The following is a 19,347-nucleotide window of genomic DNA, read 5'->3' on the forward strand; positions in this document are numbered from 1 at the left end:
TGCCAGTATCTGGGGACTAAAGGCTTTAGGAGATTTTCTCCACCTGGTCAAAACCGAGCTCTACAGGTGTATCGCGTCCAAAGATATTGACAAGTACGGTAAGCTTCTGTGCGGCCGGCTGAAGTTCTGAAACGACACCTGTCATAGTCGCGAACGGCCCGTCAGTCACGGTGACGGATTCGCCCATGCTGAAGACTACTTCAACCTTGCGCTGGCGCACAGCCTTAGGCTTGTCGCCAGAAGCCTTAAGGGCCTCCGAACGGATCATCGGGGCCATCATATCAACAACTTCCTGACGGCTCAGCGGCACGGCCTCGCGGTTAGATCCCACAAAACCCGTTACACCTTCAGTTTCGCGGATTATACGGCGGGCATCGTCATCAGGCCACATACGGATAAGCACATACCCGGGAATACGGACGCGCGAAACGACTTTCTTACCTTTTTCCGTATGCTTCTCCACCTCTTCCATCGGTATCTCGACCTGGAAAACGGTATCTTCAAGGCCGAAATTCTGCACACGGGATTCAATATTCGCTTTTACACGCTTCTCGTAACCAGAATATGTGTGAAGGACATACCATTTGCCGTCAAGGGTACGCAGCGACCTCTTGAACTCATCGACAGCCTTGTCACCGGCATCCGGCGTATCCGCGGTTTCCCCGGCATTATCAGGTTCGGCACCCTCAGCGCCGGCTGGGACCGCATCGGCATCCCCGCTGCTGCCCTGATCCGGTTGTTCCGGATCGGCAGATACCTCAGTCCCCGCTTCTGCGCCAGCCGATGATTCCTTATCCGCAGCCTCGCGGGAGGCATCATGATCCTCCTGTGCCTCAGCCGGAACAGTTCCATTAGCCTCTGCAGCCTTAGCAGCATCTTCTGCTTTAGCAGCCTGCAGGGTATCACTGCTGCCGCTGTCTGCCGCCGGGACGTGGCTGCTTCCATCGTCAAAAAGATTATCGGTATTGTCTGCCATACTATCCTTCACTAACGTTTGCCGTTAAAACCTTTATTTGCTTTCCTGCCAGATATGGCCTGTTCAGCCGAACAGGGTAAACATAAGCCTCCCAAAGCCGAAATCAATCCCTGTGGTAAAGAGCATAAGCAGGAACACAAAGACGAACACTGCGAACGACCATTTCAAAAGTTCAAAGCCTGACGGCGCCACAACCTTGCGCATCTCATCAAAAACCTGACGGATGAACAGGCCAATGCGCATAAAGATATTGGGCTTTTTATCCTTTGCAAGCCTATGATCAGATACTGCCATATCATCCTTACCTTTTGCCTGGTGTCCTTAATAATCTGCCACCACCGCAGGCGCGATGATGGCTTCCAGCAGGGGAAGCGGGACTCGAACCCACAACCTACGGTTTTGGAGACCGTTGCGCTACCAATTGCGCCACTCCCCTATGGTGTCTATTGTACCGATTGCTCTCGATTTACCGCCTCAGCAAGGGTATCCGCCGCATGCTCAGCAATATCCAAAAACAGCCAAACCCCAAGTTTACCGTGGAGCTTGGATTTCGTCCACTAAAGGCCTCGTCGTGTGTCCGGCATAGAAAGCATAGCTTCACTGTTGTGATGACGGACAAGGCACTTGAACAGATGAGATACCCTTGATCCCCGCCGCACTCTGGCTGCCCCACCCGGCCCGAGGCACTCAAGACCGCAGGCCTACAGCATTACCCACTTTTCCAGCCGGAGCATCCCCTCAGCAAGGTCATCATCAGACAGAGCATAGGAAAACCTGATATACCCGGGCATGCCAAACCCTTCACCCGGGATCACAGCAATATGGATGTCATCGAGCAGATCAGATGCCAGCTGGACAGAATCCGTATACACTTTTTTGCGGCTGCCGAGCGGCCGGCCAAGAAGCCCGCGGATATCGGCGAATACATAGAAAGCCCCCTGGGGAAGGCTGCAGGAAATGCCTGGGATCCTGTTGAGCGCAGCAACAATGGCGTGCCGGCGCACATCAAAGGCGGCACGCATCCCCACCACCGCCGACAGATCCCCCGAGACTGCCTCGATTGCAGCCCGCTGTGCAACATTATTGACATTCGATGTCATATGGCCCTGAAGCCTGGCTGCCGCCGCAGCTGCATCAGGCGGTGCAATAAGCCATCCTACGCGCCATCCCGTCATTGCATACGTTTTTGCAACGCCGTTCACCACAATAAGCTGCCTGCGGATATCGGGCTCCAGTGCACCGATATGCGGAGCTTCAGCACCGTCATACACAAGATGCTCATAGATCTCATCAGACAGGACCCATATCCTGTTCTCAAGCGCCCACCGGGCAATATCCCGCAAAACCTGTTCCGACCATACGGATCCTGTAGGGTTATTCGGCGAATTGACAATGACCGCCTTCGTTGCAGGCGTCCGGACCCGCTCCAGCTGTTCAACAGCCGGCTCAAAATTAGTGTCTGCAGCAGCCGGCACACACACAGGTACGCCTCCGGCAAGCTTTACAGCTTCAGTGTAGCTCACCCAGTAGGGGGAAGGGATAACCACTTCATCCCCCGGATCGGCAACTATCTGTATTGCCTCATATACTGCCTGCTTACCGCCATTAGTGACCACGATATCAGCAGGATCGGCAGGGTATCCGGAATCCCTTAAAGTCTTGCGGGCGATCGCCTCACGGAGCTCAGGAAGGCCCTGTGTTGCAGTGTATTTATGGTTCTGCGGATCCAGCGCTGCCCGCGAAGCAGCATCAGCAATGTACTTCGGCGTCGGGAAATCCGGTTCACCTGCGCCGAAACTGATAACTCTGATGCCTTGAGACCGCATCTGTTTGGCCTTGCTGTCAATTTCCAGGGTGACACTTGCCCCGATATTGCGGATACGGCTGCTAAGCTTCATAATTTTCCAATCCATGCTCATCATGGGGGTCATCAGCCTTCGACGGGTCAGCCCAATGCCCTGCCTTACGTTCTTTTTCCATGGCCGCGCGGACAGCCGCTTTAGCATCCATCCACTCGTGGTACTCGCGGCGGCGCTGGGCATTGGTCCTCCGCTGGCTCCTTGGTTCCTCCAGGGCATCCAGCCGGGCATCATGCCCGCGCTGCGACTGGGGGCTGCTGTCAAGCATCTCAGCTCCGGCAGCAATCGTCGGATCCCAATCGAATCCTACCGCATTATCGCCGGTACCGATATACACTTCATCACCGATACGGGCACCCTGGGCTTTCAGGGCGTCTTCCACACCGAATTTCGCCAGCCGGTCAGCGAGATAGCCTACAGCCTCCTCATTATCAAAATTCGTCTGGAGGACCCACCGCTCAGGTTTTTCACCCGTCACTGTGAACCAGAAATTCCCGTCAGCATCTTCATGCCGCGTAATATTGAAATCAACGCCAACAGTCCCGGCGCCCGTCCGACGGCGGCGGGACCTGTTCTCCAGAGGCCGGAGGACAACGCGCTCTTCCCCGCCGGAGCCATCCCGGGCTTCACGCTCACGTATAGTACGGCGGACTTTTTCAGAAAGTTCAGCCAGGGTGAAAGTCAGCTCCCGCAGCCCCTCATGGCTTACTGTAGAAACCATGATGACTTTAAGCCCCATTTTCTCAAAATCAGGCTTTACAAATTCTGCAAGTTCACGGGCTTCTGCCACATCAATCTTGTTAAGGATGATAACACGCGGGCGGTCCCGTATCGGGATGGCCCCAAGCGGCAGCTGGAGCTGGTCTTCATACTGTTTCAGCTCATTTTCCAATGTTTCATAGTCAGAGACAGGATCACGGCCAGGATCAAGCGTTGCACAGTCGATAACATGCGCAATGACCTCAGTGCGCTCAATATGGCGGAGGAATTCCAGCCCGAGGCCTTTGCCCTGCGCCGCGCCGGGGATGAGGCCGGGGACATCAGCCACAGTGAAAACTTTATCTTCCGCTTTGACCACACCCAGATTGGGGGTAAGGGTAGTAAACGGATAGTCGGCGATCTTGGGTTTCGCTGCGCTCACAGCAGCGATAAGGCTTGATTTCCCGGCACTCGGATAGCCCACCAGAGCCACATCAGCTATGGATTTAAGCTCGAAAACAATGTCCCGTTCCTCTCCCGGTTCACCAAGCAGGGCAAAGCCGGGAGCACGCCGGGCACGGCTGGCAAGGGAGCGGTTTCCTAAACCGCCGGCGCCGCCGCGGGCGACCACGATCCTGTCTCCCGCATTCCGCAGGTCTGCCAGCAGCCCTTCTTTTTTATGTGCGGCGGCACCAAAGACGACAGTCCCCGGAGGCACAGGCAAAACCAGATCGGCCCCCAGGGAACCGTCCTTGTCGTCCCCCTTACCCATCGTGCCGTTCCCTGCCGTGCGGTGGGGGGCAAACCTGTAATCAAGGAGTGATGTAACATTAGGGTCTGCTACAACGATCACAGAACCGCCGTTGCCGCCATCGCCGCCGTTCGGGCCGGCAAGCGGCTTATATTTTTCACGCCTTATAGACGCGGCGCCGTTCCCTCCGTCACCGCCTTTGACATGGACAGTTACCCTATCAACGAAATCACTCATATCATTACCTGTATGTATCCGACTATTTCTGACTATTTTCAGCTATTTCCGGCTATCGGCCCGGGATGCCCGTACTTATTATCCGACAGACCCATAACCAGCCTGAAGGATCACCTCTGAAAGATCGCCTCTGCAGGATCACAATAATACCAGCTTATAAATAAAGCCGCGTCAAAACGCGGCCTTATCAAAAACACAGAAATATTATCCGGCAGTACTATTACCAGTACCTTCCGGCAGTACTACTGTGCAACAACGTCAACGATTTTGCGGTCACGGCGTACACCGAACTGTACAGTGCCGTCCTGCAGCGCAAACAGGGTATGGTCCTTACCCATACCTACGCCATGCCCCGGATGGAATTTGCTTCCGCGCTGGCGGACGATAATATTACCCGCTACAACTGTTTCGCCGCCGAACTTCTTCACACCCAGGTACTGTGGGCCTGAATCGCGACCGTTACGAGAGCTTGAAGCACCTTTCTTGTGTGCCATTTAATTTCCTTTCGTATCCTTACAACCCGTATTTCCCCTGAGCGCACTAAGCGATCTCAGTAACTTTCAGGACCGTAAGCTTCTGACGATGACCCTTGCGGCGTGCAACGCCGGTCTTATTCTTAAACTTCTGGATGTGGATCTTCTTGCCTTTAGCCTCATCATCAACCACTTCAGCTTTGACTGAAACCTTGGCCAGATCCTTGGCAGCCACGGTGACCTTAGAACCGTCAACTATAAGAGCGACGGGGAACTCTACGGAATCGCCTTTCTTGGCGTCAAGGCGATTGACAATAAACTTGTCTCCAACCTCAACCTTTTCCTGGTGGCCGCCAGCTTTTACAATCGCGTACATAATTCTACCTTGCCTGTTTTAAGCTATTTTCCTGCTGCTCAGCAGGCACTGCAGAAGCACGGAAACTCTGCTGCACCTGAAGACACCAGCTATCTACTCTATATGCATATTGGCCTCGCGTCAAATCTGCTGCATTATAACGCGCCCAAAATGCATGTGAACTCCTAACATAGGAGGCGTACTGGACTAATTGGCCTCGGTCGTGTCCGTTCCGCCGTCGTCAGATCCTGCAGAACCAGATCCTGCAGAAGCAGTTTCGGCAGGGACCGTACCCGTATCTGCTGTATTGGCATCCGCTGTATCAGCGTCTGCCGTACCCGCAGCTGCCGTACCTATATCTGCAGTGCCCGCTTCAGCCCCATCCGTATGCTCCTTATCCGCATCCGTCCTGCCGGAAGCTGTTTTATCCGATTCGGCAGCCTCAGCCGCAGCGGCAGCGATACGCGCAAGCGTTGCCTTTACCTGCGGAGTAGAGCCCTTGGGGGCATTGGAATCAGTGTCGTCATAATGGCTTCGCCCATACCCGTGCTTATTCGTATGGACGAAAGGATCCCCGCCTTTAAGCGCATACGGGTCATCATAATCTGCAGAAACTGTAGGCTCATCATGAAGGATAAACCCGCGTCCGCCGCATGTCGGGCACTCTTCGGAGAAAGCCTCCACAAGCCCCTGCCCCACACGTTTCCGGGTCATCTGGACCAGCCCGAGGGAAGTCACCTCAGCAACCTGATGCTTGGTACGGTCACGGGACAGGCATTCCACAAGCCTGCGCAGGACAAGGTCGCGGTTCTGCGGCATGACCATATCAACAAAATCGATCATGATCATACCACCGATATCGCGCAGACGCAGCTGGCGCACGATCTCTTCGGCAGCTTCCAGATTGCACTTGGTAACCGTCTCTTCAAGCGACTGCCCGCGCCCAATAAAACGGCCTGTATTAACATCAATAGTCGTCATGGCCTCAGTGCGGTCAACGATCAGCGAACCGCCCGACGGGAGATATACCTTACGTTCCATCCCCTTGCGCAGCTGGGAATCAATAGACCATTTATCGAAAACATCCCTGCCCTTATGCTCTTCAGGATCCCATTTTTCAAGGCGTTCAAGCATATCAGGCGCAGCAGATTCAAGATATTCCCTGATCCTGCTGTACACATCGTCGCCTTCAACAACCAGTTTGCTGAAATCATCATTGAAAATATCCCGGATCACGCGGATCACGACATCGGGCTCCCCCTGGAGAAGATGGGGGCGCTTGGAACTCTCGTAATCTTTAAGGCCTTTTTCAACATGGTCCCACTGGCTGACCAGATGCTGCATATCACGCTGCAGCGCCTCTTCACTTGCACCTTCTGCAGCCGTGCGGATAATTACGCCCATATTTTTGGGAGCAACTTTATCAACGATATTTTTCAGGCGTGTGCGTTCGCGCTCCGGTAATTTGCGCGAAACGCCGGTAATGCCTCCCGCAGGGACAAGCACCAGGTAGCGCCCTGCCACAGTGATCTGGGCTGTCAGACGTGCGCCTTTATGCCCGATAGGGTCTTTAGTCACCTGCACGAGCACATTATCGCCCGGCCTGAATGCGTGCTCCACAAGCCTGGGCTGGCCATCAAGACGGGTAGCGTCCCAGTTGACCTCACCGGCATACAGGACACCATTGCGGTGCTGACCGATATCAACGAATGCAGCCTCCATACTGGGCAGTACATTCTGCACGCGCCCCTGGTAGATATTCCCGACGGATGAAACTTCCTCAATATCGGAAATATAATGCTCTACAAGAACGTTATCTTCGATAACAGAGACCTGTGAGTGGCGCCCCTTCTGACGGACGACCATCAGGCGGTCAACATTCTCGCGGCGAGCCAGGAAATCCTGCTCGGTAATAAGCGATCTGCGCGAACGTTCCCTGCGGTTGTCCCTGCGGCGCTGGCGTTTGGCTTCCAGCCTCGTAGAGCCTTCGATCCCAGTTATCTTGTCAATATACTGCTGCTTGCGTGAACGCGGGATCCGCTCATCTTCCTGCTGATCAGCCGAACCCCTGCGGCGACGGCGGCGACGGCGGGTAGAAACCGGTTCATCGTCTGCCTCATAGTCATCAGCACTGCTATGGGTATGGCTGCCAAACTGCCCCTCATCATCCGGATAGCTGCTGTCCTCACCCTTTCCGCGGCGGTTCCCTTTCCTGGTGCGCGAGGAGCTGCTGCGGGTACGGCGCCGCGGCTGGGAATCATATTCCTCCTCATCGCCGCCGTCATCGTAACGCCTGCTGTACCGGCGTTCCCGGGCAAGTTCTTCAAGCTCGCTTTCTATAGGGTTATACGTGATTTCGTCATTTTCAAGGTCTTCCTCGATCTGTTCCACTTCAGCTGCGGCCCGGCGCTCCTGGGCATTCAGCCGGCGGCTGCTCCGATGCCCTCCGTAAAGGGCATCAGCGTCGCTGTCACCGCTGAAAGCTTTCTCTTCAGCCTGGTGGGCATTGGGCATACGGATATTGCCTGCAGCAGCGTTCCTGCCGGCGCGTCCGTCATTCCCGTTACGGCTGCCATGAGGCTGCGGACCGATGCCGCGCGATTTATCTTTCCTGCTGCTCTGCTCTTCCAGAGCCTCATTGATAGTGTCAAGCGTCACATGGCTGCCGCCGCGTGTGGCCCTGGGCCGGACAGAATCGGCAGCAGGAAGCACAGGCGCCTGGAAAAGGAGCGACATCATAGGCTTTGCGGCAGGAAGGGCTGCCCCGTCCGTATCCTGTCCTGTATTCTGCTGTGAGAACGGTGCAGAAAACAGGGAATCGCTGCTGTTACCGGTGAACCTGGTGCTGGCCGAGCTGCCGCGGTCATCGGAAGATGTATCCGGGGATGCTGTATCGGCTGCACGGGGAGCATGGGCATCCGGTTCGGCCTGGGACGCAGCAATACCTTTATCAACGAACATTTCTTCAGCAAGGGCCTGTATACGCTTACCCCGCGCAGCCGGCTGCGCATGATTCCCGGTACTTCCGTTTTTCTGGTTGCTGCCATCGTGAGTGTCGCTGCGGGTATCAGCATCCCCTGCAGCATTATTGCGGGTATTACGGGTATCCGCAGCTTTACCTGCAGCCTTGCGGCTGACCGCTTTTCCCGAGCCGGCATGGGATCCGGATTTTGCACGCCGCCTGTCAGAAACGGGATCGGCAGCAGTATCAGAAGCAGTATCGACGACTACCGGCACGGCGCTGTCACCAGCTGCACCCGCGCTGCGCGTTACACGCCCTCTGCTTTTGCGCGTACGTTTCGGCATACCAGCTGCAGAAAAACGGACGGCAGCCGCCGGGCTTTTCACAGTATCCGGGGCAGACGCCTGCGCATCTTTTATATCTGTATTCAATTTTTCGTCTTTATCTGACACGTTATTTACTCCTAGCGGAACACACTGCATTGTGTTCCGGGTCCTGGCCATGCACGCTGCTGCCTATGCACTGCTCAGCATTCGAGCCTGTACGCGCAGCAAGCTTCCATAGCTTCCCAAAAGTCTTCCAGCAGGGCGGACACCAGCACATCCCGGGAAAACAACAACTCCGGGAGGGATCAACGCCCAACACGTCCGGCGGCATGCAGTCCGCCTTCTATAAGTATTGCATACCTTGCCGAAAATCCATAACACACCCCGCCATTAGCAGATAGACAAATCGTGAGTATCAAGTAAAATGATTTTTTGTGTTTCCGCACATGCCGCTTTAGCTCAGTTGGTAGAGCGTCTCACTCGTAATGAGAAGGTCACCAGTCCGATTCTGGTAAGCGGCTCCCCTTCACGTTTTCACGGCCTGCCGCCGAAGAAGGTGGATCATGTATCCTATCGGTCGGTGAAGGAAAGCTGCCCAACGCGCGAGTGGCGGAATTGGTAGACGCGCAGGATTTAGGTTCCTGTGTCTTTGACGTGAGGGTTCAAGTCCCTTCTCGCGCACAGATATTCATTCCTACTATTGCGGTATAACCCTCTTTTTCCGCATCCAGCCTTATACGAGTTCCGCAAAATGCGCGGCCATAGCACGGATAGCCGCCCCGCGGTGGGAAATAGCGTCCTTCTGCTCCGGAGACATCTGGGCACTGGTCAGGGGCTGCCCGTTATTCTGCGCCCGCTGCTGATCTGTAACACGGCTCTGGTCATCAGGGACGAATAGGGGGTCGTACCCAAAACCATTGCTGCCCCGGGGAGAGCGTGCAATGCGGCCTGGCATTTCACCCGTTTCTACATATTCGGTATACTCCGCAGCACAGCTTCCCTTCCCCCCGCCATTACCCGTGCCATCAGCGCGCGGCACTACCAGCGCACAGGCGCAGCGGAAACGAGCAGAACGCCCGGTGCCGGGGATATCCGTAAGCTGGGCAAGAAGCAAGGCATTATTGGCAGCATCATCACCATGGGCCCCTGACCAGCGCGCGGAGAGGATGCCGGGTGCATTGCCCATAACATCTACGATCAGGCCTGAATCATCAGCCATTGCAGGAAGCCCTGTGCGCTGCGCAGCGTCGCGCGCTTTGAGAAGGGCATTCTCCTGGAACGTTATCCCCGTTTCACGCGGATCAGGAAGCCCGGCATCTTCAGACGTTATGAACTCAAATCGTGCTGCCGCACTTCCCATTTCGTCGGCCAGGATGTGTTCGATCTCACGTATTTTTCCGCGATTATGCGTTGCAACCACAATACGCCGGACCATAAGGTCACCTGCCTTCTGCTGAGGACACCGGCCGGATTGTTTTGCCTGTATATTCCAAGGTTTCCCCCAGCGGCATCTCCAGAGCCTTACGCTGAAGCTGCTGAAGCTCGCTGTTTCCCTTCTGCGCGAGATCCAGCAAAGTGCCGAGCTCGTCCCTGCTGAAGGGGCGGTGCTCCGCTGTCCCCTGTATTTCAATAAACTGGCCGTTTCCGGTCATCGCTATATTCATATCAGTCATCGCCTGTGAATCTTCCGTATACGGCAGGTCAAGCATAGGCGTGCCGTTGATGATCCCCACTGAAACTGCCGATACCTGGTCTTTAAGCACTGCTTTTACCGATTTGATCTTCTTCTTTCCTTTTGCCCACTCCAGGGCATCGGCAAGGGCTATGTAGGCACCGGTCACCGATGCCGTCCGGGTGCCGCCGTCCGCCTGGAGCACGTCGCAGTCGATCTGTATCTGGTTTTCCCCAAGCTTGCTCAGGTCTGTAACTCCGCGCAGGACACGGCCAATAAGCCGGCTGATCTCATGGGTACGGCCCCCGACTTTGCCTTTTACCGATTCACGGTCTGTACGGTCCTGGGTGGCGCGGGGGATCATCGCATATTCTGCGGTGACCCATCCCAATCCGCTGTCACGCCGCCAGCGCGGTACCCCCTGAGTGAAAGTCGCAGTGCACAGTACCCGGGTATTCCCGCATTCAATCAGTACTGAGCCTTCCGGAGACTGTGTCCATCCGCGGATGACCTTTACCGGCCTCAGCTCATCAACTGCCCGGCCATCTGCGCGCACTGCATTCAGCGCATCGCTGTCAGGAAGCAAATCCTTGATCTGCGTCATACTAACTCCTTCGCCATAGTATCCGGATTCTCAAGATTCTATACTTAAGACTAGTCTTAGGGTATAAGGTACAGTCTTAGGGTATAAGGTACAGGCATGCGGTGTTTCAGTACCCGTACCGGAAAAGGAAGGCAGGAAGCCTTATGCCTTACCGGACCGCCAAGGATTGGAGTGCTATGGTCAGTTCTGATATTTCACCGGCAATGATGACCGATATGTACGAATACACCATGCTCGATGCGGCGCTTAAAGACGGTACCGCTGCGCGCCAAAGCGTATTCGAAGTATTCACCAGGCATCTCCCTTCGGGGCGCCGCTACGGCGTGATGGCAGGGCTGGGGCGCATCCTTGCTTATCTCAGAAATTTCCGGCTCAACGACAGCGAGCTGGCATACCTTCACGATAACCATATCGTTTCCCCGGAAACTGTCGATTATCTCAGCAATTTTACGTTCACGGGGACTATCCGCGCCTACCGTGAGGGGGAAATGTTTTTTGCTGACTCCCCTATCCTCCAGGTGGAAGGGTCTTTCGGTGAATGCGTGCTTCTGGAAACGCTGGTTTTAAGTATCCTCAATTACGACTGTTCTGTGGCATCGGCAGCTTCACGCATCACATCGGCTGCGGGCGGGCGGCCCTGTGCAGATATGGGCGGACGGCGCATCAGCGAATATGCTGCAATCGCTGCTTCCCGGGCAGCGGTCGTAGGCGGGTTCGCCTCGACTGCGAACCTTGCCGCAGCCAAACTGTACGGCATACCCTGCATCGGTACCGCAGCGCATGCTTTCACACTTGTGCATGACACCGAATGCGACGCTTTCACATCGCAGGTCAGCGCTTTAGGGGCAAAAACTACGCTGCTCACGGACACATATAATATTGACGACGCCATAAAAACAGCGGTAGAAGTGGCCGGCCCCGGGCTCGGCGGGATCCGTATCGATTCAGGGGACCTGGCCTCCCTGGCCCAGCGGGCACGCCATCAGCTGGATGCTTTGGGGGCAACGGATACAAAAATCACGGTCACCAATGACCTTGACGAATACGCTATTGCTGCCCTTGCTGCCGCACCTATTGATTCATACGGCGTCGGCACCCGCCTTGTTACAGGGTCCGGGCATGTGACGAACAATATGGTTTACAAGCTGGTTGAGCGCGAAGGCACTGACGGCTCCATGCATCCCGTTGCCAAAAAGTCTTTCGGCAAGGCCACTGACGGCTGGCGCAAGCGCGCAGTCCGTTCCTACCAGTATGGGCTTGCCCAGGGGGAGGTGGTCCTGGCAGGCGATCAGAAGTCCCTGGAGAACTGCGCACTTCCTGCTGAATACGGCGATACCCGCGATCTGCAGATAACCGCTGTGGACCATGGTTTAATCGACGAAAGCCTTACTACCCACGAGGCGCTGTTCGCGGCACGCGAATACCACTTGGCCGCACTCAGGGAACTTCCCGTAAGTGCCCTGTCGCTCAGCGACGGCGAACCTGCTATCCCGACACAGGTCATCACTGTCGGCCGCGGCTGAGGGCAGCGGGGACAGCTATCAGCCAAAGGGCCCGCCGGCAGCAATGGAGGCAGAAAGCAGGGACAGGGAAACTTAAAACCCTGAACTCCCTGAGCCGCGCATCTGGCTGTAGACTTTTTTGCATTCAGGGCAGACAGGGTACTGCTCCGGATTACGCTTAGGTATCCACACTTTACCGCACAGCGCTATAACCGGCCGTCCCGTGATACGTGCCTGTTCCAGGCGTTCTTTAGACACATAATGTGCATAGCGGTCATTGTCGCCGTCATCGCCCCGCCTGCTTTTTTCATCGGTCTCTTCACGCTCCAGGACAGCGGTCCCTGCTGACTGGTCCGGCATCTCCTGCGGCTGCAGCCCAGGTGCACTCTCCGTATCCTCATTGCGGATATCCCTGTCCCATATGCTGTTGCTGTTATGCATCCCATCCATGCTTTCAAGCCCCCTGCTGTAAAAACTGTATGTCTGTTCTGACTAGATTATATAATCTACCCTGTTATTGCGCCATTATTGTGCTTTAATTGTGCTTTCAAAAAAATCATGCGGTAAACTTGGACTATGACTATTGCAGTATGCCCGGGGTCTTTTGACCCCGTCACATCCGGCCATCTGGACGTTATTGAACGGTGCGCACAGTTCTTTGATGAGATCCATGTTGTCGTAGCCGTAAATTCAGCCAAAAAACCTTTATTCACTGAGGCCGAGCGTGTGCAGCTGATACAGGATGCCCTTTATGCCGATGGATGCACCAATGCTGTAGTTTCCAGCACCAGCGGGCTGATCACCGAATACTGCATCAAAGTCGATGCAAGCGTCATCGTAAAAGGCCTGCGCCAGAACGGCGATTATGAGGCAGAGCTCGGCATGGCCCTGGTCAACCGCAAGCTTGCCGGCGTTGAAACACTTTTTCTGCCGGCAGACCCGATCAAGGAACATATCTCAAGCTCTATCGTCAAGGATGTTGCCCGCCATGGCGGCGATATCTCAGGGATGGTGCCCGATAACGTAGTTGCCCCCCTGTTGAGGGTCCTGCGGGATGATATGCAGAAGAACCCCTGATACCGCCCGGCCTGCGAACGGCAGATATTCAGACAGTCCCCATATGGTGGGGATAGAGCGTCAAGGCGGATACCATGGCAGGTTGCATGCGGATATCATGCGAAGGAAGTAAAATACAGTAAAGGATAACTCACAGGGAAGGCCATTATGGACGATACTACTTCACAGGATGCAGAGTTCAGTGCGGAGGATGAAGCCTCTGATGAAACTCAGGCAACGCTTCCTGAGCAAAATATTATAAATGACAATGATAACGGTGAGGACAGCAATGCCGGGCAGGACGAAAGCCCCGCTAATGCTGCGCTGAAGGCACTGCACGATTATATACCTGAAACTTATAAGGATAACAGCGCTGAGGCGGACGATGATGACGACCGCATAGGTGACGAGCAGTTCACCACCGCGTATGACATTATTGAGCATATGGAGCAGCTTATTGAAGAAGCCAAGACAGGGGTGTTCAATGCTGATGTGGCTAAAATCAATAAAAGTGAGTTCCTTGATCTGCTCCACGACCTGAAAAAAGACCTCCCCGTGCAGCTTGAGCGTGCCTCTGCACTGATGCGCGAAGCTGAACGCCGTCTGGAGAATGCGCAGACACAGTCAAGCTCCATAGTCTCTGATGCGCGCAGCCAGGCCGCCGGGATCATACGCGAAGCCAACGAACAGGCACAGTTCCTTGCAGGCCAGGAAAACGTAGTGTCTATCGCCACGCAGAAAGCCCGCGGGATACTTGACAATGCCCAGGATAAGGCCAACCAGCTCACAGCCGGAGCAAACAGGTACGCACAGAAATCCATGCACGATTTGGATGAGCAGATCACCGAGATCCATAACAGTATCCAGTCCGGCCTGGAAGTGCTGCATGAACGGCAAAAACAGGCCGAACAGGAGATCCCGCGGCTGTCAGCGGATGATTATCCCGACCGCCAGTAGCATAACCATATACAGGATATTGAAATATGTAAGGTATTGAGGTACTGTACCGCGTACATCACACTTAAAAGATATCAAAAGGAATTAAGAGGATATATGGTCCGCGAAAAACGTACCCCCTGGTCTGTATCTATTTCCAGTCTTTCGCAGCGTGCCGGGCAGACCCTGGATATTGATGAAACTATGCCGGCACCGGACGGCATAGGGGATGCTGTTATCGGCATCCCCAAAGGGTCGCCGGTATATCTGAGCGGGACAGCCGAAAGCCTTCCCGATGGCCTGCTTTTCACCGGTACTGTGAGATCGATGCTGAGTGGGGAATGCACACGATGCCTGAAGCCTGTAAGCATAAAACTTGCCCCTCCTTTTACTGCTTTCTTCACATACGAAGGGCAGCCGCAGAAACTCCCGCATGGCGAGGAGGAAATCGAGGCCGACGAGGGCAGCGGGGATCAGCAGGACGTTTACCCCCTTGACCCGCAGTCAACAATGCTCAGCTGCGAGGCGCTTATCCGGGATAATCTCGCTGAAGCGCTCCCGCCACAACTGTTATGCTCACCGGACTGTAAGGGGCTATGCCCCCAATGCGGGATCGATCTTAATGAAAACCCTGAGCACCGCCATGAGATCACCGACCTGAGGTGGGCAGAGCTGGAAAACTTCAGGAAAAGCCTCGGTGAATCCTGACCAGACGGTAACCCCTCCACAGCTGTCCGGCAAGCCCCAGCCGCCCGGCGAGTCTTAATCCAGAGCACAATTTCGAGGGGTCGCATTAAACTCACATACGCTTAAGTAAATTTGTTCGAACGAAAAGGAATTACCCATGGCACTGCCAAAGTACAGGACTTCACGCGCGAATACACATACCCGCCGTTCCACATGGAAAGCCAAGGCTACCACTACTATTGCATGCCCGAACTGCGGCGCTCCGACGCTCGCCCACGTTGCGTGCCCGAACTGCGGATCATATCGCGGCCGCACATACAGCGGTGCAGTGAAGTCAACCCTCGCTAACAAGTAACGAGACGTTTCTATTATTACAGGGTACTGCCGCCGACGGGCGGCAGTACTTTTTTAATTTCCCTTTAATTTCCCCATCAGGTACTGCTGGCATCCAATAATTTGCTGCTGCCCTGCCCATCACCAGGCATCCGTCCGCCGGCACTGCACACTCGCTGGTGGTAAAACACGCAGATACAAAATTACTTTCGGCGGTTTTCCACATTTTTTGATTTTGTATCTGTGTGTTTTACCACCAGCCAATAATGGGATAGCGGGAGGGATGAGGAAAAAGCGGATGGAACCAGGCTGACAAAAATAGCTGGCGGCAATAAAAACGGCACAACACCCGGAGCGGGTCAGGAACGCCCAATATAATCAACGGCTGTTTCGCCATACTTGCGCGACATGGTAATTTCCCAGCCGGCGGGGGCGCTCACTGCCTCTGACCTCGCAGAACGTTCCACAACGATCACAGCATCATCTGTAACCACAGATCCCATAACTATATCTTTAAGGAGGATATTGCATTCCTCAGTATCCATGGCATATGGGGGATCCATGAAAACGAGCGAGTACAGGGAGCCTGATCCGGGTTTATCGGATGGGGCTGCCGAAACAAATTTTTCTGCCCTGGCTTTAACAACCTTCACCTTAACGGACGGGTCCCAGCCGGGCAGCCGGCACAGATCCCCTGCAGTGCTTTTTATGCATGATGCAACCCTGGAACTGGCTTCCACTGCAACAAGCGAACGCGCACCCCTGGAAAGCGCCTCAAAACCCAATGCGCCCGTACCGGCAAACAGATCAAGGACATCAGCACCTGCTATGGCGCCTATAGACTCCAGCCGCGAAAAGATAGCTTCTTTAGTGCGGTCAGTTGTCGGGCGTGTAGTTTTCCCGTTTTTCGGGACCTTGATCTCGGCCCCCTTAAGCCTGCCAGCAATAATGCGCATGCCTTCATTATCCCCTTTGCCATTAACAACATAACAGATATGTACAGCGGGACCAGTGATAATCAAACACAGTATCCGCTGCAGCCGGTTAAGCAGGATCCCGGGATACGCCGAGGACGGCCATAAGGAGAGTGAGAGGGCAAAGGATGGCTAAGGGACGCAATCCAGGGGGAAGGGGTTCAGGATATAAAGCTCAGGATGATGTAATAAAGCCCCCGGCCCCACGGGTAAAATCAAGCACAGCGCCGGCCAGCTGTATATGGGAAGGAAGGGCCAGCTCCGGATCATCACGCAGCAGCCCGCCGGCAGCTTCGCGGGCGCGGGATATCATCTCTGCATCCTTTACCACACGCAGAAGTTTAAAGGAACTGCGGCCTCCGGACTGGGCATCGCCGAGCACATCGCCGGCGCCGCGAAGCTCAAGGTCAGCCTGTGCGATCTCAGCGCCATCTGAGGAACTGCGGATCACTGCCAGCCTTTCAGCCGCGAGGGATTGCGGATCTGCACGGGTTATAAAGAAGGCCCAGCCGGGCGTCCCTCCTCTGCCCACGCGCCCGCGAAGCTGATGGAGCTGCGACAGTCCGAACCTGTCAGCATCAAAAATAATAATACAGCTTGCCTCCGGTACATCCACCCCCACTTCAATCACTGTGGTAGCAATAAGCAGTGGAGTCTCGCCGGATACAAACGACCTCATAACCGCATCCTTCTGCCCGTCATCATCCCGGCCTGTCAGCGTTGCAGCCGCTATACCCGAAAATTGCGGGAGCGATGACAGCCTTTCGGATATCTCTTCTACGGAATGCAGCTGACGGATCCCGTTTTCAGATTCACTGTCCGGCATGCCGTTGCTGTTATACGACTGTCGCAGGAACAGGCCGTCCGTTTCGGGAGCAGTACCTTCAGCACTGCTGTCGATCCTGGGGCAGATAACGTACACCCGCTCCCCGGCATCAATACGCCTGCGGGCATGCACAAACATCTGCCCCATAGTACGCGCATCATTTTCCTGTACAATAACCGATGTGACCGGCTTACGTCCGCCAGGCAGTTCAGTAAGCCATGAGATGTCAAGGTTCCCGAACCATGTCATTGCTGCAGAACGGGGGATCGGCGTAGCGGTCATTACCAGGAGATGCGGCATGATTTCAGAATCACGTCTCAGCTGTTCCCTCTGCCCTACACCGAAACGGTGCTGCTCATCAATCACCTCAAGAGCAAGGTTCGGCGCCTGGAAGGTTGATGAAAACGCAGCATGCGTAGCGACGGTTATACAGGGCACGCCGCTTGCCGGCACAGACAGGGCGCGCCTGCGTTCAGCCAGGCGCATGCCTCCGGTAAGCAGTACAACAGGGATATTGATCCCGGCACTGCCGAGCATTGCATTAATATTCTGATAATGCTGCTGGGCCAGCACCTGTGTCGGGGCAACCAGCACAGCCTGATATCCGGACTGTACCGCCTGGAGCATTGCGGCAATCGCCACAACAGTTTTGCCCGATCCAACCTCCCCTTGGAGAAGGCGGCTCATCGGATAACTCCGTGCCATATCCGCCTGGATCCGGGCGATCACATCCTTCTGCCCTTGGGTAAGGGCGAAGGGCAGCGCTTTAATAAACTGGGCCGCCAGCCCTTCCTGAGCACCTTCTCCGGCCCTGTTGCCGTCCGTATCCCGGCTGCCGGCCCCTTCCCCGCCGCTGCACACATACGACCTGCTTTCACGCATTTTCTCCCGCTGCTGCAGCAGTGCCGTCTGCGAGATGAAAGCTTCTTCAAACCGCATAGCACGTATCCCCTGCCAAAACTCATTAACAGCCTGCGGCATATGGATAGCAAGCAGCGCCTGGGCACGGTGCATTATCTTCTGCGATGCAGCAGTTTCTTCAGGAAGGATATCAGGGACAGCCCCGCTGAGCTGGCTGTACGGTATGCCGGCAGTATCAGCCTCGTAACCGGCCTCTTCCCTTATATCCCCGGAACCGGGACTGCTGCCGCCTTCCCCGGGGCCGGAGTCCCCGGATGGAGGCGGGACTGCTCCTGCCCCGCTATTTTGGGCAAGCATCTTTATTATGCCGACAACAGATTCATGTATATGCTGAGATGATATACGGGAGCTCGCATGATACACAGGCTGCGGCCTCGACAGCAGCTCCAGCCCTTCTTCAGGCGTATCAATGTCCTTCCCTATAACCAGCACATCAGGATGGGTAAACTGAAGGGTATTCCCATACAGGCCCGGTTCCCCTGATGCCACGATGGCGGCCCCCTGCCTGAATCTCCCTAAAAGCCAGTCAACATAATGCTTTTTATGTGAAAAGAAAATAAAGCTTGCGGTACCGGGATATCCTCCCGCCGAAGTGTCTGCGGAAGCTGAATCTTCAACCTGTACTTCCACGCGATACCCCTTGCGGGCATTCATAGGGACAGACCTCACCCTTTTTACAGCAGCTGCAAAGGCAGCCTTCTGCCCAATCTTCACATCACGCAGGCTGCAGTGCGGTACAGGGTCCGTGATCCGAAAAGGGTAGTAAGTAAGCAGATCTTCAACATTGAAGACCCCAAGGCTTTTGAATGCGCTCACACGCCGCTTATTAGGCATAACGGAAGATAATGAAGACTGGAGCGATACAGCCATTATTGCCTCCCTGTCACAGTGATGAAGCGCTGCGGTACACACAGGATCCCGCGGTATCAGGATCCAGCTCCACAATAACAAAACCCCGCAATATGCGGGGTAAAGCTTTAATAACCTGTGTGCCGCACACTATGCAACACGGCGCTGGACCTTGCCGGCCTTGAGGCAGGAAGTGCACACGCGCAGACGGACATTCTCGCCATCTATAGTTGTGTGAACAGCCTGAAGGTTTGGAAGGAAACGGCGCTTATTACGGATATGTGAGTGGGATACGGAATAGCCGACCTGCGGGCCTTTGCCGCATACATCACAACGAGCTGCCATAATA

General features: G+C 55.1%; 18 protein-coding genes and 3 tRNA genes. 7 read left to right on the plus strand and 14 right to left on the minus strand.

Annotation, left to right across the window (positions count from 1 at the left end):
* Positions 1-25: 25 nt before the first annotated feature.
* From nusG to ABKA16_RS05040, 8 genes are all read right to left on the minus strand, one after another.
* Positions 26-976: a transcription termination/antitermination protein NusG gene (gene nusG, locus ABKA16_RS05005; RefSeq protein WP_381000376.1), complete on the minus strand. Its 951-nt coding sequence runs from the start codon at positions 974-976 to the stop codon at positions 26-28.
* A gap of 63 nt (positions 977-1,039) precedes the next feature.
* Entirely contained in the window at positions 1,040-1,270 is a 231-nt protein-coding gene (secE, locus tag ABKA16_RS05010; protein WP_007148027.1) for a preprotein translocase subunit SecE, read from the minus strand.
* A 69-nt stretch (positions 1,271-1,339) separates the two neighbouring features.
* Positions 1,340-1,412 (minus strand) — tRNA-Trp (locus ABKA16_RS05015).
* A 265-nt stretch (positions 1,413-1,677) separates the two neighbouring features.
* A complete protein-coding gene (locus tag ABKA16_RS05020; RefSeq protein WP_434156657.1) occupies positions 1,678-2,874 on the minus strand; it encodes a pyridoxal phosphate-dependent aminotransferase in 1,197 nt (398 codons plus the stop codon).
* A complete protein-coding gene (gene obgE / locus ABKA16_RS05025; protein WP_381000373.1) occupies positions 2,864-4,522 on the minus strand; it encodes a GTPase ObgE in 1,659 nt (552 codons plus the stop codon). Before obgE ends, ABKA16_RS05020 begins: the two co-directional genes overlap by 11 nt.
* Before the next feature lie 242 nt (positions 4,523-4,764).
* Positions 4,765-5,016 carry a 50S ribosomal protein L27 gene (gene rpmA / locus ABKA16_RS05030; protein WP_381000371.1) on the minus strand — a complete coding sequence of 84 codons (252 nt, stop codon included), beginning with the start codon at positions 5,014-5,016 and terminating at the stop codon, positions 4,765-4,767.
* Between the two features lie 46 nt (positions 5,017-5,062).
* Positions 5,063-5,371, minus strand: coding sequence for a 50S ribosomal protein L21 (gene rplU, locus ABKA16_RS05035; RefSeq protein ID WP_007148023.1), 309 nt, complete (start codon positions 5,369-5,371; stop codon positions 5,063-5,065).
* A 186-nt stretch (positions 5,372-5,557) separates the two neighbouring features.
* Positions 5,558-8,815, minus strand: a complete 3,258-nt coding sequence (locus ABKA16_RS05040; protein WP_381000369.1) for an Rne/Rng family ribonuclease — start codon at positions 8,813-8,815, stop codon at positions 5,558-5,560.
* A 271-nt stretch (positions 8,816-9,086) separates the two neighbouring features.
* Between ABKA16_RS05040 and ABKA16_RS05045 the strand changes: the two genes are divergently transcribed.
* Both ABKA16_RS05045 and ABKA16_RS05050 read left to right on the plus strand, forming a co-directional pair.
* Positions 9,087-9,159: transfer RNA gene (locus tag ABKA16_RS05045), tRNA-Thr, on the plus strand.
* A 79-nt stretch (positions 9,160-9,238) separates the two neighbouring features.
* Positions 9,239-9,319 (plus strand) — tRNA-Leu (locus ABKA16_RS05050).
* 52 nt (positions 9,320-9,371) lie between these two features.
* Here the strand turns inward: ABKA16_RS05050 and ABKA16_RS05055 are convergent.
* Together ABKA16_RS05055 and rph are read right to left on the minus strand one after the other, a co-directional pair.
* A complete protein-coding gene (locus ABKA16_RS05055; protein ID WP_381000368.1) occupies positions 9,372-10,073 on the minus strand; it encodes a non-canonical purine NTP pyrophosphatase in 702 nt (233 codons plus the stop codon).
* 4 nt (positions 10,074-10,077) lie between these two features.
* Entirely contained in the window at positions 10,078-10,914 is an 837-nt protein-coding gene (gene rph / locus ABKA16_RS05060; RefSeq protein ID WP_381000366.1) for a ribonuclease PH, read from the minus strand.
* 176 nt (positions 10,915-11,090) lie between these two features.
* Here rph and ABKA16_RS05065 point away from each other — a divergent pair, with 176 nt between their 5' ends.
* Complete coding sequence (locus tag ABKA16_RS05065; RefSeq protein ID WP_381000611.1) at positions 11,091-12,437, plus strand: nicotinate phosphoribosyltransferase; 1,347 nt, start codon at positions 11,091-11,093, stop codon at positions 12,435-12,437.
* 72 nt (positions 12,438-12,509) lie between these two features.
* Here the strand turns inward: ABKA16_RS05065 and ABKA16_RS05070 are convergent, their stop codons facing one another.
* Complete coding sequence (locus ABKA16_RS05070) at positions 12,510-12,776, minus strand: DUF3039 domain-containing protein (RefSeq protein ID WP_381000609.1); 267 nt, start codon at positions 12,774-12,776, stop codon at positions 12,510-12,512.
* Between the two features lie 216 nt (positions 12,777-12,992).
* Between ABKA16_RS05070 and coaD the strand changes: the two genes are divergently transcribed.
* The 4 genes from coaD to rpmF all read left to right on the plus strand — a co-directional run bounded on the left by coaD (position 12,993) and on the right by rpmF (position 15,450).
* A complete protein-coding gene (coaD, locus tag ABKA16_RS05075; protein ID WP_381000365.1) occupies positions 12,993-13,493 on the plus strand; it encodes a pantetheine-phosphate adenylyltransferase in 501 nt (166 codons plus the stop codon).
* Between the two features lie 147 nt (positions 13,494-13,640).
* The gene (locus tag ABKA16_RS05080) at positions 13,641-14,429 is read left to right on the plus strand and encodes a hypothetical protein (protein WP_381000363.1); all 789 of its coding nucleotides are present in this window, start codon (positions 13,641-13,643) and stop codon (positions 14,427-14,429) included.
* A gap of 96 nt (positions 14,430-14,525) precedes the next feature.
* Complete coding sequence (locus ABKA16_RS05085) at positions 14,526-15,116, plus strand: YceD family protein (protein ID WP_381000361.1); 591 nt, start codon at positions 14,526-14,528, stop codon at positions 15,114-15,116.
* 136 nt (positions 15,117-15,252) lie between these two features.
* Complete coding sequence (gene rpmF / locus ABKA16_RS05090) at positions 15,253-15,450, plus strand: 50S ribosomal protein L32 (protein WP_007148013.1); 198 nt, start codon at positions 15,253-15,255, stop codon at positions 15,448-15,450.
* Positions 15,451-15,787: 337 nt separating this feature from the next.
* Here the strand turns inward: rpmF and rsmD are convergent, their stop codons facing one another.
* The 3 genes from rsmD to rpmB all read right to left on the minus strand — a co-directional run bounded on the left by rsmD (position 15,788) and on the right by rpmB (position 19,343).
* Positions 15,788-16,384, minus strand: coding sequence for a 16S rRNA (guanine(966)-N(2))-methyltransferase RsmD (rsmD, locus tag ABKA16_RS05095; RefSeq protein ID WP_381000360.1), 597 nt, complete (start codon positions 16,382-16,384; stop codon positions 15,788-15,790).
* A 193-nt stretch (positions 16,385-16,577) separates the two neighbouring features.
* Positions 16,578-19,019, minus strand: a complete 2,442-nt coding sequence (locus tag ABKA16_RS05100) for an ATP-dependent DNA helicase RecG (protein ID WP_381000358.1) — start codon at positions 19,017-19,019, stop codon at positions 16,578-16,580.
* A 129-nt stretch (positions 19,020-19,148) separates the two neighbouring features.
* Positions 19,149-19,343 carry a 50S ribosomal protein L28 gene (rpmB, locus tag ABKA16_RS05105; RefSeq protein ID WP_381000356.1) on the minus strand — a complete coding sequence of 65 codons (195 nt, stop codon included), beginning with the start codon at positions 19,341-19,343 and terminating at the stop codon, positions 19,149-19,151.
* Positions 19,344-19,347 lie beyond the last annotated feature (4 nt).

The sequence above is a fragment of the Scardovia wiggsiae genome, from assembly GCF_051045985.1.
Lineage (GTDB): Bacteria > Actinomycetota > Actinomycetes > Actinomycetales > Bifidobacteriaceae > Scardovia > Scardovia wiggsiae.